The sequence below is a fragment of the Tsukamurella soli genome (genome assembly GCF_039541155.1).
Lineage (GTDB): Bacteria > Actinomycetota > Actinomycetes > Mycobacteriales > Mycobacteriaceae > Tsukamurella > Tsukamurella soli.
In genome coordinates this window covers 16098-30950 of record NZ_BAABFR010000030.1, presented here as the reverse complement: position 1 = coordinate 30950, position 14853 = coordinate 16098, and the positions used below count along the sequence as shown (strand labels likewise).

At 70.4% G+C, this 14853-nt stretch carries 13 protein-coding genes, 1 pseudogene and 1 riboswitch; of the genes and pseudogenes, 6 read left to right on the top strand and 8 right to left on the bottom strand.

Translation table 11 applies throughout. The features are described 5' to 3' along the window. Positions 1–165: 165 nt before the first annotated feature. Genes eno through ABD908_RS11520 form a run of 4 tightly spaced genes read left to right on the top strand, consistent with a single transcriptional unit; the run spans position 166 to position 5158 of the window. Positions 166–1446 (top strand): phosphopyruvate hydratase, encoded by a 1281-nt coding sequence (eno, locus tag ABD908_RS11535; protein WP_344995402.1) that lies wholly within the window; start codon positions 166–168, stop codon positions 1444–1446. Then, positions 1443–3032 (top strand): MutS-related protein, encoded by a 1590-nt coding sequence (locus ABD908_RS11530; RefSeq protein WP_344995399.1) that lies wholly within the window; start codon positions 1443–1445, stop codon positions 3030–3032. Before eno ends, ABD908_RS11530 begins: the two co-directional genes overlap by 4 nt. Further along, complete coding sequence (locus ABD908_RS11525; protein ID WP_344995396.1) at positions 3029–4522, top strand: MutS-related protein; 1494 nt, start codon at positions 3029–3031, stop codon at positions 4520–4522. Before ABD908_RS11530 ends, ABD908_RS11525 begins: the two co-directional genes overlap by 4 nt. Positions 4523–4561: 39 nt before the next feature. Continuing rightward, complete coding sequence (locus tag ABD908_RS11520; RefSeq protein ID WP_344995393.1) at positions 4562–5158, top strand: histidine phosphatase family protein; 597 nt, start codon at positions 4562–4564, stop codon at positions 5156–5158. 9 nt (positions 5159–5167) lie between these two features. Here ABD908_RS11520 and ABD908_RS11515 read toward each other — a convergent pair whose 3' ends face one another. The 8 genes from ABD908_RS11515 to ABD908_RS11480 form a co-directional block, all read right to left on the bottom strand. Then, positions 5168–7207 (bottom strand): proton-conducting transporter transmembrane domain-containing protein, encoded by a 2040-nt coding sequence (locus ABD908_RS11515; protein ID WP_344995390.1) that lies wholly within the window; start codon positions 7205–7207, stop codon positions 5168–5170. Continuing rightward, positions 7204–7995, bottom strand: a complete 792-nt coding sequence (locus ABD908_RS11510) for an NADH-quinone oxidoreductase subunit B family protein (protein WP_344995387.1) — start codon at positions 7993–7995, stop codon at positions 7204–7206. The genes ABD908_RS11515 and ABD908_RS11510 overlap by 4 nt, the downstream gene beginning before the upstream one ends. Beyond that, entirely contained in the window at positions 7992–9572 is a 1581-nt protein-coding gene (locus ABD908_RS11505; protein ID WP_344995384.1) for a hydrogenase large subunit, read from the bottom strand. The genes ABD908_RS11510 and ABD908_RS11505 overlap by 4 nt, the downstream gene beginning before the upstream one ends. After that, positions 9572–11068, bottom strand: coding sequence for a proton-conducting transporter transmembrane domain-containing protein (locus ABD908_RS11500; protein WP_344995381.1), 1497 nt, complete (start codon positions 11066–11068; stop codon positions 9572–9574). Before ABD908_RS11500 ends, ABD908_RS11505 begins: the two co-directional genes overlap by 1 nt. A 4-nt stretch (positions 11069–11072) precedes the next feature. Beyond that, the gene (locus ABD908_RS11495) at positions 11073–11720 is read right to left on the bottom strand and encodes a hydrogenase (RefSeq protein ID WP_344995378.1); all 648 of its coding nucleotides are present in this window, start codon (positions 11718–11720) and stop codon (positions 11073–11075) included. Positions 11721–11813: 93 nt separating this feature from the next. Continuing rightward, positions 11814–12773: a respiratory chain complex I subunit 1 family protein gene (locus ABD908_RS11490; RefSeq protein WP_344995375.1), complete on the bottom strand. Its 960-nt coding sequence runs from the start codon at positions 12771–12773 to the stop codon at positions 11814–11816. Positions 12774–12783: 10 nt separating this feature from the next. Next, on the bottom strand, positions 12784–13593 hold the full coding sequence (locus ABD908_RS11485; protein WP_344995372.1) for a metallophosphoesterase: 810 nt from the start codon (positions 13591–13593) through the stop codon (positions 12784–12786). A 50-nt stretch (positions 13594–13643) separates the two neighbouring features. Further along, positions 13644–14156 (bottom strand): universal stress protein, encoded by a 513-nt coding sequence (locus ABD908_RS11480; protein WP_344995369.1) that lies wholly within the window; start codon positions 14154–14156, stop codon positions 13644–13646. Positions 14157–14194: 38 nt separating this feature from the next. Then, a riboswitch (Fluoride riboswitch) is annotated at positions 14195–14269 on the bottom strand. A gap of 101 nt (positions 14270–14370) precedes the next feature. On the opposite strand from ABD908_RS11480, the gene ABD908_RS11475 reads away from it, so the two are divergent. Both ABD908_RS11475 and ABD908_RS27640 read left to right on the top strand, forming a co-directional pair. After that, the gene (locus ABD908_RS11475) at positions 14371–14658 is read left to right on the top strand and encodes a hypothetical protein (protein ID WP_344995366.1); all 288 of its coding nucleotides are present in this window, start codon (positions 14371–14373) and stop codon (positions 14656–14658) included. Continuing rightward, positions 14655–14804: pseudogene (locus ABD908_RS27640) on the top strand (ATPase); the annotation flags it as partial. The gene ABD908_RS11475 and the pseudogene ABD908_RS27640, both read left to right, overlap by 4 nt. Between the last annotated feature and the right edge of the window lie 49 nt (positions 14805–14853).

Genomic DNA, 14853 nt, shown 5'->3' with positions numbered 1-14853 from the left:
ACGGCGTCAACGGATGTGCACTGGTATCGTGTGTGAACGGACGGCGGTGGGGCTCGCCGACAACTGCTGCTGCCGGCACGGAGCGGCCAACGGTCCCTGACATCGAAACCCGAATCGGGTTCGTGTCGGGTTGCCCGCGCGGACCCTCGCTAGGAGGTCTGCCCCATGTCGCTCGTCATCACCCGTCTCCATGCGCAGGAGACGCTGGACTCCCGCGGCGCCCCGACGGTCGCCGTGACGTTGTACGCCGAGAGCGGAGCCACCGTTGCGGCGGGCGTCCCGTCGGGAGCCTCCACCGGCAGCCGCGAAGCCGTCGAACTCCGCGACGGGGAGGCCGATCGCTACCACGGCCGGGGAGTGCGGTCCGCGGTTCGCAGCGTCACCGGCGAGATAGCGGATGCGATTGTGGGCACGCCGTTCTCGACGCTCGCCGAGCTGGATCAGCGGCTGGTGGACCTGGACGGGACGGGGGACAAGTCGCGACTCGGTGCCAACGCCATCGTGGGGGTCTCGATCGCCGCTGCCAAGGCGTTCGCGGCCGATCAGCGGGAGCCGGTATGGCGGAGCCTGACCGGCGGCGGCGCGGTGCCGCGGCTGCCCGTGCCGCATTTCAACGTCATCAACGGTGGCCGCCACGCGCGCAACCGGCTCGACTTCCAGGAGTTCATGATCGCGCCGCTCGGCGCCCGGTCGATCGCCGAGGCGGTGCGGGCCGGCGCGGAGGTGTATGCGGCCCTGCGTGTGATCCTGGACGAGCGAGGGCTGAGCACCGGGCTCGGCGACGAGGGCGGATTCGCGCCCGAGCTGTCGCGTCCCGAAGAGGCGCTGGCGATCCTGGTCAAGGCCATCGGTGCAGCCGGTTACCAGCCGTCCCGGGACGAGGTGGCCATCGCGATCGACCCTGCAGCGTCGGAGTTCTATCTGGACGGGCGCTATCTCATCGACGAGGCGTCGCTCACCAGCACCGACATGATCGACATGTACTCGACCCTGTTGGACGACTTCCCCATCTGGAGCATCGAGGACGGCCTCGCCGAGTACGACGACGAAGGCTGGCGCGCTTTGACGGACGAACTGGGCGACCGGGTGCAGCTGGTGGGGGACGACAACTTCGTGACCAATCCGACGATCATCGAGGCGGCCGCCTCCGACGGCGTCGCGAACGCGGCGCTGATCAAGGTCAATCAGATCGGCACCGTCACCGAGACGCTCGAGGCCTTGCGGGTGTGTCGCAGACACGGGTACGGAGCGATGATCTCGCACCGATCGGGGGAGACGACGGACAGCTTCATCGCCGACCTCGCCGTCGGATCGGGTTTCGGCCAGTTGAAGTCGGGCGCGCCCGCGCGCGGCGAGCGGATCGCGAAGTACAACCGGCTCCTGTCGATCGCCGAGGCGAATCCCGGCATGGCGTACGGTCTCCCCGAGACGTACCGGCGACCGTGAGCGGTGCGGACACGGCTCGCGCAGTACCGAGCATCCTGTTCGACGGTGACGAGCGGCCGGCCCCGGTCGACCCGGTCGAAACGTTCGTGGACACGGCGCTGGATCGCATCGTGGACGCCGTCGCGGAGGGCCACGACGACGATATCCGGGACTACTTCCGGATCCTGCCGCCCTCGATCGCCACGGTGCGGAATCGGCAGGCGGTGTTCGCCGAGGTCGACGGTGACCTGACGCTCCGCGGAGGCCTGTCCCGTTTCGTGGCGCGGTGGGGCGCGCTCACAGCGCTGCGCCGGCTGGTATCGGCCGCACCGCAGGCCGCGGAGGCGGACGCGTGGCACCTGGCGACGTGCCGGCGGTATCTCCATCTGGTGGACGATCTTCGGGAGGCGTTGGCACAGGCCGTGTCGGCACCGCTGGTCGAGGTGCGGCTAGCCCTCGACACGTATCTGACCCGTTCGTCGGTGGCCGAGTTCCGGTGCAGCGTAGAGGAACTCGCACAGCGACTGGGCGACCTGCGGTACTGCGTGCACGTGACGGATCACTGGGTGGAGGTGCGCGACTACGCCGACGAGCCGGACGCGGCGCCGGCCGTGGAGCGGGCGCTGCGCTGTCTGCTCGCGGACGGCTCGCCCGCCGTGCCCGTCCCCTCCGCGTCCGAGGCGTCGGAACCGCAGCCGCTCAACCGGATCGAGTCCCAGATCGCTGCCGGCGTCGCCACGATCTTCCCTGCCGCGTTCGCGCGCCTCGCAGCGTTCCGTACCGCACATCCCGACCCCGTCGACCCCGGACTGGAGCGGCTCCGCAGCGAGCTGCGCTTCGTCCTGCGATACCTGGCGTTCGCGCACGGCGTGGGCGACGAGGCGGGGCTGGCGTTCTGCTATCCGGAGCTGACCGATCTGCCGAACGAGCAGACCTGGGCCGAGGGCTGCGTCGACCTCGCGCTCGCGGATCGCCCGACCAGCCGAACCGACCCGGTACCCGCTGCCGCGGATGCGCCGGAGGGATTGGTCCGCAACGACTTCCGGGTCGAGCCGGGGGAGCGCGTCCTGGTGGTCTCCGGGCCCAACCACGGGGGCAAGACGACCTACGCCCGCATGGTGGGCCAGCTCCACCACCTGGCGGCGCTGGGACTGCCGATCGCCGCGCGCAGCGCCCGGCTGCGCCTGGTCGATCGGGTGTTCACGGTGTTCTCCGCGCAAGAGGATCCCCACGACGATTCCGGCCGGCTGGTCGACGAGTTGCGTCGTACCCGCGCGGTACTCGACCTCGCCACGGGGCGCAGCCTGATCCTGATGAACGAGGTCTTCTCCTCGACGACCAGCAGCGACGCGGAGCTGCTGGGGCGGGACGTGATCCGCCGGATCGCGGCGCTCGGTGCGCTCGCGGTGTATGTCACCTTCGTCGATGAGCTGTCGCGGCTGTCCCAGGCGACGGTGAGCCTGGTCGGGGAGGTCGACCCGAACGATCCAGAGCGCCGGACGTTCCGCATCGTGCGTGCGTACGCCGACGGCCGCGCCCACGCCCGCGCGGTGGCGACGGCGCACCGTCTGACGTATCGGCAGCTCGCCGAGAGGCTCGCGTTATGAGGGTCCGTCTGATGTTCCTCGACCGCGCCGTACCTGTGGACCTGCGTCCACCCGCCGGTTCACGCGCCGTGGTCGAGGACCTCGGTCTGGCCGCGATCATCTCTGCGATGGCGGGCGACGACGTCTTCCTGTCCGATGTCGCGGTGGCGGGACTGCTGTCGTCCGTCACCGACCCGCAGGTGTTGCGGCACCGCCAGGACGCGCTCGCCGACACCGTCGCCGACGTGCGGACGGTCGAGCGTCTGTACGCCCTCGCCACCGAGGCGCTCGATGCGCTGCACCGCCACATGTTCGTCGGCTGGGGCCAGCAGCTACCGGAGAACTCGCTCTATCACTCGTCCACCACCCTGAGGGAACTGCTGCCGATCCTCCGTGAGCTGCGGACGATCGCGGCGGACCGCGGCGGGGTGTTCTCGTCTCCTGCGTTCACGGACCTGTTCGCGGATATCGTGCGCGACCTCGCCGAACCGGCTCTCGTCGGGGTCGCCCGCTGTCTCGACGGGCTCGAGCAGGCCCGGGACACCCGGTTCGCGGGCCGCCTCGGGGACGGCGGCGCCGGTGTCGACTACCACCGCGTCGAGCTGCGCCGCCGGTCGCTGCGACACCGTCTGCGCGGGGCGTCCGCGGTCCGGTTCCGCGTCGACCCCGACGACGTCGAAGCCGCCCAGGAACTCGCCGCGGTCGAGGACCGCGCCCTGCGCACCATCGCCTCGACGCTCCTGCGTTCCACCACCGACCTGGGCGAGTACTTCCGCGCACTGCGCTGGGAGACCGGCTTCTATCTCGCCGCCGCCCGGCTGGTCGCGGCACTGCGGGCGACCGGAAGTCCCGTGTGTCGCCCCACGGTGCGGGCCGCCCCCGGGTTCGCCGCTCGAGACCTCTACGACCCGGGCGTGGCCCTGTGCGCGGGACGCCGCCCCGTGGGCAACGACGTCGAGGTCGAGCGATCACTGATCGTCGTGACCGGGCCCAACCAGGGCGGCAAGTCGACGTTCCTGAGGAGCGTCGGTGCCGCGCAGTTGCTGATGCAGGCGGGGCTCTGTGTGCCCGCGGCGTCGTTCGAGTCGGCGGTGCACGGCGGCGTCGCGACCCATTTCCGTCGCCGGGAGGACGCCGGACTGACGATGGGCGCCCTCGATGAGGAACTCGCGCGCATGGACCGGATCGTCGACACGTTGGCACCGCGATCGCTCCTACTGTGTAACGAGTCGTTCCAGACCACGAACGAGCGTGCGGGCGCGTGGATCGCGCGAAACGTGCTGTGGGCCCTGATCGAGGCGGATCACACTGTGGTCTGTGTCACCCACCTGTACGAGCTGGCCGCCCGCCTGCATCAGGAGCGGGCGGCGCAGTTCCTGCGCGCCGAGCGGACGCCCGACGGTGCCCGGACCCTCCGCGTGGTGCCGGGTGCCCCGCACGCGAGCAGCAACGGCGGTGAGTTGTTCCAGCAGATATTCGGCGAGTCGCCCGATCCGGACGCGGCCCCATGACGGTGCGGTCGCCATCCGCACCGAGAGTCAGGAGAACAGATGACAGCGCAGCAGCACCTCTTCCTCGCCCGGCACGGCCGGACGGCGCTCAACGCGGAAGGCCGACTACGTGGCCTCGCCGACCCGCCGCTCGACCCGGTCGGTGAAGCGGAGGCGATGCGGCTGGCGCAGTCGCTGGTGGGGTGCGGCGCCGTACTCGTGGTGTCCAGCCCGCTGCAGCGCGCGGTCCGGACGGCGGAGATCATCGCCACCACGCTGGGCATCGAGCGGCGTGTCGATCAGCATCTCAACGACCGCGACTACGGCCCGCAGACCGGCGAGATCAAGGAAGAGGTGGTGGCTCGGTGGGGCAGCGTGGACGCGGCGCCCGGCGTCGAGCCCGTCGCCACGGTGCTGGCGCGCGTCCGACCCGAGATCGATGCGCTGCTCGACACCCCGGTGTCGCCCGGACCGGGTCGTGCGGCGGGCGTGCCGCCCGCCGTGATCGCGGTGACCCACGACGCGGTGATCCGCCCGCTGATCGCGTCGATCGATCCGGATGTCCGGGTCGACGCCCCCACGGCGAGCTACGCCGAGCTGGTCCGCGACGGCTCCCGCTGGTCGGTGCTGGCGGTGGACCGCAAACCCTCCGTGTGACGGCGCCCTTCACGAGACCACGATCACCAGGGTGAGCACCGCCAGCAGCGCGACCAACATGTACGCCATGTAGGCGTCCAGGCGCCCGGACTGCATCCGGCGCGCTGTGCCCGCCGCGCGCAGCACGACCGCGATCGCCGGGCGGTACAGGTATCGCTCGACCACCTCCACCACCCGTACCCGCACGTCAAACCGGGGTGCCGCGTCCTCGTCGCCCCGCCCCGGCGGCAACCGCCGGATCGTGACCCGGGTGAGCAGCACGGTCGACAGCACCCGCCGGATCGGGTTGACGTAGGCCGAGGAGGTGTAACCGACACCCCGGTGCACGCCGGGCGACGCAGACGACCAGGGCGCCACCCGCCGCACGCGGAGCAGACGGCCGCGGGAGAGCGCCACGGCGCCCAGCCCGATCACCACGGTCAGCGCCGGCAGCACCACCCACAGCCAGGTGGGGGACAGCGCGGAGAAACCGGAGAACACCGGTTGCAACACCCAGGGGCCGGCAAGGGCGCCCAGCGGCGCGCCGCCCACCAGCGGACGCAGACCAGCGGCTATCGCGCGGATCTCCAGCGGGGCCGCCGCCGCCAGGCCGAGACAGCCGACGACCAGCAGGACGATCCCGATGCGATACGCCGGCCGCCGATCGATCCGGGCCGGGACGGGTTGCGGCGTCGGCTGATCCATGCGGGTGGGGCCCATCGCGGTGAGGGCGACGACCCGGACGAAGGTCAGGCCGGCGACGCCGATGGTCAGGGCGACGAGGGCCGCGGTCGCGGCGACGCAGAGCTGGGTCGCGAGGCTGGTGATCCGGAACTGCTGGATGAGGGACTCGAGCGTCAGCCATTCGGCGGCGAATCCCGCCGTGAGCGGCAGGCCGGCCAGGGTGAACGAGCCGACGATCAAACCCCAACCCGCCCATGGCAACCGGCGGGTGACGCCGCCGAGCCGGTCCAGAACAACGGTCTGATACGTCTGCTCGACCGCAGAGGTCGCGACGAAGACCAGCGATTTGCCCAGGGCATGGGAGCACACCTGCACCGTCGCGGCGGTCAGTCCGAGCGCCGTGAGACGGACGTCGTGTGCCGCCGCGCCGACCAGGGCTGCACCGTAGCCGGCCGTGATGAGGCCGGCGTTCTCGACGCTGGACCACGCGATCAGGCCGGTCAGGGTCGGCGCCGACGCCGCCTGCGCGATCCCGAGGACGGCGGTGGCGCCGGCGATCACCAGGACGGCACAGACCAGCCACGTCGGCGGGGCGCCGAGCACCGCGAGCGTGCGCCACATACCGTAGAAGCCGACGTTGACCGCTACCCCCGCCATGAGCGCCCGCACCGGGCCCGGCGCTGCCGGATATCCTTCCGGCAGCCACACCTCACCGGGGATCAGACCGACCTTGGCGCCGAACCCGACGAGCAGCAGCGCGAACGCGAGCGCTGCGACGCCCGATCCGGCCGCCGCGTGCCAGCCGGCGATGTCCAGGGTGTGGGTGTGTGCGGCCAGCAGCAGGCCGCCGAGCAACAGCGCTGCGCCGCTGGACTTTCCGAAGACGACGGTGACCAGCGATGCCCGCGAACGGCCGGGCAGGTCTCGGTCGAAGCCGGCCAGCAGGTAGAACGCGAAGGTCAGGAGCTCCCAGCCGAACAGGAAGACGAAGAAGTGGGCCGACGTGAGGATCAGCTCGACCGCCGCCAGTAGCAGGGCGGCGGCGGAAGGGAGACGACCGCGCGCCCGGTCTCCTGCCGCCGCGGCGGCGGCCAGCACGGGGACCGCGATCCCGAACGCGATCACCGCGAACAGGCCCGAGATCCGGTCCACCTGGAGGTGGGCGGCACCCCCGGGCAGGCCCCCGGTCACCTGCATGGGCAGGGTGACGGTCTCGACTCGTCCGGCGAGGGCGCGCGCGCCCGCCCAGGCCATGATCGCCGCACCGGCCGCGTTGCCGGTCCACGTGAGGGCGGACACGATCGTGCCGGCCGCCCCGGCGCGTGAACCCGCCGACCATGAGACGACGGCCGTCAGCGCGAACGTGATCAGCGCGGCCGCGATCATTCCGGCCTCCGCTCGGGGACCCGCCCGAGCGCCGACAGGATCCCGTACAGCAGGCTGAACGGCGATGCGGGCGCACCCGGGATCCACACGTCGACGTGGAGCCGGTCGGACGCTCCGTGCCCGGCGGCGTACCCGCTCGCGAAGATCCCGCCTCCGACCGCGTCCACGCCCGCCACGATCACCACGCGCGGATCGGGCATCGCCTCGTAGGTCTGCTCCAGTGCGTCGCGCATCCCGATCGCGCCGATGCCGGTCACCAGCAGGATGTCCGCGTGCCGCGGACTGGCGGTGAAGTAGATGCCGAGCCGGGTGACGTCGTACACGGGATTGAGCAGCGCCTGGACCTCCCATTCGTCGCTGCCGTCGGAGCCCGAGTCGAGGTGGCGGATGTGCACGGATCTGCGGAGGCGGCGCACCCGGTGCGCCAGCTCGGCCCGCAGCGCAGTGAGTGCCTCGTCGGTCTCCGGTACCCCGCCCACCACGAGGCCGCCACGCGTGAGCGCGGCGGTGTCCGCACCGTGATCCCAGCGCAGCAGGTCGGGCTCGGCCGTGACACAGCGGCCGCACAGCACGCACCTGCCGCGATCGATCATCAGGCGGCCTTCGGCGTCCGCAACGAAGGCCCGGGTCGGGCAGAGCTCCTGCAGCCGCTGCAGCGTGGCCGGGTCCACCCGATCGGCGACCGGACGAACCGCTGCCGGTGAGTCGTCGAAATAGGCGTCCGGCCGTGCCGGCCACCGCGTCGTCAGCGTGCCGTTCAGGAAGCCTCGGAAGGCCCAAGGGATCACATCGCCACCCCCGCATAGGACAGGCCGAACGTGGCCTCGATGAACGCGAAGTCGGTGAACACGTCACCCGAGAAGACCTCGTGGAACAGCACCATGTCGTGCAGGGATGCCGAGCGCGCGAAGCACCTCGCGATCCGTCCGCCGCGGATCTCCAAGCCGTACAGTACTTCTCCCTGCGGGGCTTCGGCAGCGCCGGTACTGTAGCCGTCGGCCGGCCGGGCCTGCGCGGCCAGCGGTGTCGCCCCGAGATCATCGAGCATCTCGCAGGCATCCGCGATCAGCCGGGCCGACACGTCGATCTCGCGCCACCGCACGCGTAGGCGCGCCAAGCAGTCGCCCGTCGCAGCCACCGGGGGTTGGGGGAACCGCAGATCACGGTAGGCGTCGTACGGCCGGTCCCACCGCACGTCCGTCTCGACCGCCGAGCCGCGTCCGACGGGCCCCACGGCGCCGTATCGGTGGGCGACGTCTCGGTGCAGCACCCCGGTCCCACGGAGCCGATCGAGGAACGATGCGTTGGCCATGAGTTCGTCGCGATCCGCGCGGACGCGGTCGTGCAGGCGCGCGACTCGCTCCGCGATCTGTGCCGGGCCGGGGTCCGGGTTGCGGGTGACCCCTCCCGGGCACACCACGCCACGTCCGAACCGATTGCCGCACAGGGTCGAAACGGTGCGCATCGTCTCCTCCTTGTGCCAGCCGAACCTGGTGTACGCCACCGAGAGGCCCGCGGCCTCGCACAGCCGCATGGCGACGTCGAGGTGGTTCGCGATGCGTTCCAGCTCGGCGTGCAGCACCCGGATCACAGCCGCTCGAGCAGGTACGTCGACACCCGCGAGCGCCTCGACCGCGTGCGAGAAGGCAAGGGCGTGTGCGACGCTCGCGATCCCCTCGACCCGTTCCGCCACGACGATCCCGTCGTCGGGGGAGCACCCGTCGAATCTGGTGGCGACACCGCGATGCTTGTAGTGCGGCCGGATGTTCAGGTGCGGGATGTCCTCGCCGGGAGTCTCGATCAGGAACTCGATGGACTCGTAGACGCCGGAGCGCACCGGCCCCAGCGGGAGGGTGAAGACGCCGTCGCCCTCGAGGTCCGACGGGCCTCGCCGGTCGGGTGCGGGCGCGATGATCGGCCCGGGTCCGTCGGCGCGTGATCGCCCGGGCTGTGGTGAGAAGCTTCCGGAGTCGAGCGGGGACAGCAGCGGGTCGAGTCGGGGGTGCCCCACCGCGACCACGCCGGACAGGTCGTGCAGGGCGCGCTCGTACCAGACTGCAGCCGGGATCGCATGCGTCACCGAGGGATACGACGGTGCCGGGTACGCGCGCCCGGCCCCGTCGCCTTCGGATCCATCGTCTCCGGACCCATCGTCTCCGCCGCCCTCGAACACGGTGCCCACGCACAGCACCACACCGTCGCGCCCCACGAAAAGGGCGCGTAACCGGATGTCGGTGCCTTCGTGCGTCCCGTACAGCCCGGCGAACCGCGCGGTGGCCGCGCATGCGACGAGCGCGTCGTGCCACTCGGCGACGGTGACGTCGCGGACCACCGTCCCGGCGCCCGCGATCGGTGCGACGGACATCAGATCACCCCGCTGGTCAGCTCGGCGGCGGCGCGACTCGACAGCGCGGTGATGTATCCGGGCGGCGCCACGCCCAGGACCAGCAGCGCGACGATCCCGGCGACGACCGGTACCACCATCCACACGCTCGGCTCACCCGCCGGGATCGCGGCCGCTGCGGTGCCGCGGCCCGCGGGCTCGAACAGGATCCGGGTGGTCGACCACGCCAGGCCCACGAACGCCAGGGTCACCAGCAGTACGAGGGCGAGCGCTCGCGCGCCCGTCGCACCGTCCCAGGCGCCCGACACGATCTGGAATTCGCTGCGGAACACCCCGAACGGGGGCATGCCGGACAGCGCGAACACGGCCATCAGGAACATCGGTGCCGACCAGGGGAGGACGTTCATCGCTCCGCGCATATCCGCCAGTTCCTTCGATCCGAACTTGTTCGCCAGCACGCCGGCGCCCATGAACGCGGTGCCCTTCGCGGCGGCGTGACACAGGACGTGCAGCATCGCGCCGAGGAACGCCAGGGGGGACCCGAAACCCACTGCGATGGCCAGGATCCCCATATGTTCGACGCTCGAGTACGCGAGCATGCGCTTGAGGTTGCGTTGCTGCAGCAGGTAGAGCGCCGCGAGTAGGAGCGATGCCATCCCGAACACCGTGAGGACTCCCTGCGGGAAGCCGGGCCCCAGTGCGGATCTCGCGATCTGGAAGAACCTCAGGATGGCGTAGAAGCTCACGGCGAGAAGCGACCCGGACAGCAGTGCCGAGATCGGGGTGGGTGCCTCGGCGTGCGCGTCCGGAAGCCACGTGTGCACCGGGAACAACCCGACCTTGGTGCCGTAGCCGACCACCGCGAGGACGAAGGACAACCGCACCGGTGTCGGCGGGAGGTGATGTGCCACCCCGAGCAGGGTGGCGAAGTCGAGGTCGTACGACTCGCCGAGGACCACGGCGCCCGCGTAGTACATGAAGATGGTGGCGAGCAGGGCGATTCCGAGTCCCGACGACGCGATCAGCACATACTTCCACGCTGCTTCCGTCGCGTTCTCGGTGGCGTCGAGGGCCACCAGCAGTGCCGAGACGACGGTGGTGACCTCGACGGCGATCCACAGCAGCGCGAGACCGCCGACGAGCGGAGCGCACACCATCGACCAGGCGAACACGTTGAACCCCAGGTAGTAGCGGCGCAGGTACCGACGTCGTTCGGCGTGGTCGTCAGAGGTGTCCGGCTCGGCGGCGTGTGTGCGCAGATAGCCGACCGAGTACACGGCGGTCACCGCGTAGAGGAACGTCGTCCCGAGCAGGAAGACCGCAGACAGGGCGTCGACGCGCAGGAAGCCGCCGACCGACACGTCGCCGTGTGCCACGGCGCCGCCGATCACGAGCGCCAGCCCGAACGTCGCGACCCCGGACACCACCGTCACCGCCTCCGCCGCGCGAACGGTCATCGGGGACAGCAACGACGCGACCAGCGGGACGACCACGATGAGGACGACTACGCACTGCATGCCGTCACCCCCGCAGCCGGTCGAGGGACTCCGTGGACAGGGACCGCGACCGCCGGTGGTGGGTCCGCATCAGCACACCGAACACGACGACCGCCACCAGCAGGTCGAACAGGAAAGCCACCTCGAGGATCAGCGGCATACCGGCCGCCACCACCAGGCTGGCCAGCGACACGCCGTTCTCGAGAGAGAAGAACCCGATCGCCTGGCTGACCACGTCGCGGCGCAGGATCATCAGGACGAACGCCACCAACACCACCGCCACCGAGAGGCTCAGCGCGGCGACGGGCAGGACCCTCGACTGCACACCCAACACCCCGACCGCGAAGAACCCGAAGCCGGCGACGGCGATCGAGACCAGCACCTCGCTCGCCACGCCCAGGGCGCCACTCCCCGCGATCTCCTCGGACGCGTCGCGCAACAGCATGTACACCACCGCCGGCACCACGATCACCTTGAGCAGGAACGACAATCCGGCGAGCGCGTAGAGCTCCGGGATCCCCCGACCGGCCGCCACCACAGCAGCCAGGACGCTCAGCGTGAACGACTGCGCGGCGTACAGGCGCACCTGCGCACGCAGCAACGCCGAACGCAGCATCCCGAACTCGAGGAGCAGCACGAGAACCGCGACGGTGTTGGCGGTTCCGTCGAACACCGACGGTGCCGAGGGTTTCGACGTCGCCGCGCTGCCGATCCGCGCTGCCGATCCGCGCGGCCGTGACGAGCATTGCGGCGGGCTCGAGATACATCAGCCACCTCCCAGGTAGAGGGTGAAGATCGCCAGCACCGCCAGCAGGAATGCCGCCGACACGAACTCGGTGATCTTGAACAGCCGCAGTTTGGCGAACATGTTGTCCAGCAGGGCGATCGCGACGCCGAGCAGCAGCGCCTTCCCGACGATCGCGGCGGCGGCCAACGCGATGTCGGTCGGTCGCGCCGTGGACGCCATGCCCCAGGGCGCCACGAACACATTCAGAAGGATCACGTACAGCACCATCTGCTTGGTGGCCGAGCCCCACTTCAGCAGCGCCAGCAGCGGACCGGAGTGCTCGAAAGGCCTTCCGCCCTCGATCATCCCGAGCTCGATCAGGCCCGAATGGGTCTCCACGGGGATCCGCGCCGTCTCGAACAGGATCACCATCAGCAGGGCGGCCGAGGCCAGCAGGTGTGCAGGGCGGACGATCTGCGCCGGCCCGCTCCGGACGGTGGCACCCAGCACGTACGGCAGGTCCGTGGTGGTGATCAGCCCGACGGTCATCACCACCAGCAGCAGTACCGGCTCGGTGATCGCGGAGAACGACTTGGAGCGGCTCGACGCGAGTTGTGCGTAGCCGTCGCCGGTCTCTGCCGCCGCGACCGCGACGAAGAAGCTGGCCATCGACAGGATCAGGCCGCCGCCGAAGATGTCGCCCATGTAGCCCAGCGGCAGCGCGAAGCTGGTGAGGACGGGGATCAGCATAGGCACCGTCAGGTAGCACGCGAAGGACAGCGCGGGCGCGAGGAAGTAGAGAACGCTCGCGCCGGTCGGGGCGAGGGTCTCCTTGGAGAAGTCCTTCGCCAGGTCGTAATACACCTGGAGCACCCGTGGTCCTCGTCGACCCTGCATGCGGGCCTCCACCGACGCGATGAAGCCGCTGACCAGTGGGGAGGCCAGCAGAACCACCACGACCTGCAGGACCTGCACGGCTGCAACGGGAATCGCGGGCACGGGTCGGGCCTCAGCCGGCTGCGCGGGAGGCGCGGTGGGCGCCGAGGGCCCCGAGTGGGACCACGACCATGTTGTTGTCGATCGGCTGCTTGTCGCGGCCGAGTCCGTCGACGACGGTCCGGTACGCCCCCGCGTCCAGTACGGACTGGTACCTGCGGTGATAGTGGCCGTGCCACAGACGTGCGGGCCGCACCTGGTCAACCAGTCGCCGCAGTGTGTCCCGGCAGTGGTCCGCCCCCTCGATGTCTTCCGGCGGAAAGCCGATCCGGTCGTGGGTCAGCTCTGGAATCGCCACGCCCGCAGGGCAGTCGTGGCAGAACATCGCATCGGCCGGGCCCGCTGCCGCGATGGCGTCGACCTGGTCCTCGCGCAAGATCTCCTGCGGCCACCACGTCTTCCCCGGCTTGCGCAGTACCCGATCCAGGGAGTACGCGCCGCCCACCGCGAGGCAGTAGGTGATGCCCCACCGCCACCGGAACCCGCGGGGTAGGTGGACGATCCGCTCGCGGAGGTAGCGCAGGCCGTCGTCGGCGACGGGGCGCTCCAACAGCCTGTCGTAGTTCTCGTGATTGCCCTCGACGAAACCGAGGATCATCTCGTCCTCGTTCAACTCCGCCTCGAGACCATCGAGGAACTCGTCGGTGAAGTCGAAGCCGAAGTCCCCCAGGTGGATCAGGACGTCGGCGTTGCGCTGCCGCGCATGACGGATCACCTCGCGGCCGTACGACAGGTTCGCGTGCCAGTCACCTGCGAGCGCGACACGCTCGGGGGTGCGGAGGAACCCCCGCGTCGGCGTGGGGTGGTGGGGGACCAACCACATGGTGGGCCTTTCTCGACGGAGCGTGGACTGGTCGGGTTCCCGGGGGATCCTCAAGCTGGTGCGCGACGGTGTCCGCGTCGATCGACCGGGACGAAAAGCATAGGCAGCGTGTGGTTTCGCGCGAGTATTCCGCGTGCGACGTGGTGGCCGAGTACCTCCGCGATGATCGCGAAGATGCCCGCGTGCGGGCTGCCGAGGATCAGCATGTAGGCGTGCAGGTCGTCGGCGAGCCGCAGCAGCAGCCGGGCGGGCGCCTCCCCGCGTGCCACGTGATAGGTCCACCCGTTCCGCAGGCCGGCCAGTTCGTTCTCGATCCGGTGGGTCAGTAGGTCGAGATGCGCCTGGACCTGCTCGTCCCAGTCGACCCCGTCGGGGTCCTCGGGCATGTCGCTGAGATCATGGACATGGACCACGTCCACCTGCGCGTCGAGGCGGACGGCGATCTCGGTTGCGAATCGCACCACGGCGAGCCCGTCGTCCGAGCCGTCCCAGCCCACGAGGATACGGATGCGGTGGTGGTCGCCGGTCGCCCGGTCTGCGACGAGTGAAGTGGATCCGTCCACGGGCCCTCCTACGCAGCGCGTCCGGGCACGGCCCGGACTCACTCGTAGGAACCATCAGCGGGAATGCGGTTCGGCCGTCACCGGCACCGGCGGGATCCATCGCCGTGATGGTGAGGGTACGCCGATCATCGCGTGCATTGCCAGCTTTCAACGATGCTGAATCGACGGCCGGGCCCTCTGTGCGGGCTGCATAGACCAGTCAATGCGTAAGTGATTGCTTACGTATCGTGCCCACTGCCACCGTCGATCCCTGGCACGCGCTCGCCGATCCGACGCGGCGTCGCGTATTCGCCCGCGTCGCCGGCGCGTCCTGCTCGACGCGCGGCTGGTCGAGGTGCACGCCCGCGGCCGGGAGCGGATCTACCGCCCGCGGCCCGACGGCCTGGCTCTGATGCGCCGCGAGCTCGAGTCGTACTGGAACCAGGCCCTGATCACGTTCAAAGAAGTAGCCGAGCAGACGTGTTCGCCGAAGTCGACACCCGAAGGGAACCCCGAATCATGAGCAGCGACCCCGCCGCCATCCGCGTGAAGATCGCCGTCGACGTGCCCGTGGACCACGCCTTCCGGGTGTTCACCGAGCGCTTCGACGAGATCAAGCCCCGGGAGCACAACCTGCTCGCGGTACCGATCGAGCGCACCGTCCTCGAGCGGTTCCGTGCCGCCGTCGGGAGCTGGGGGCAGGATCGCAGTTCCGCTC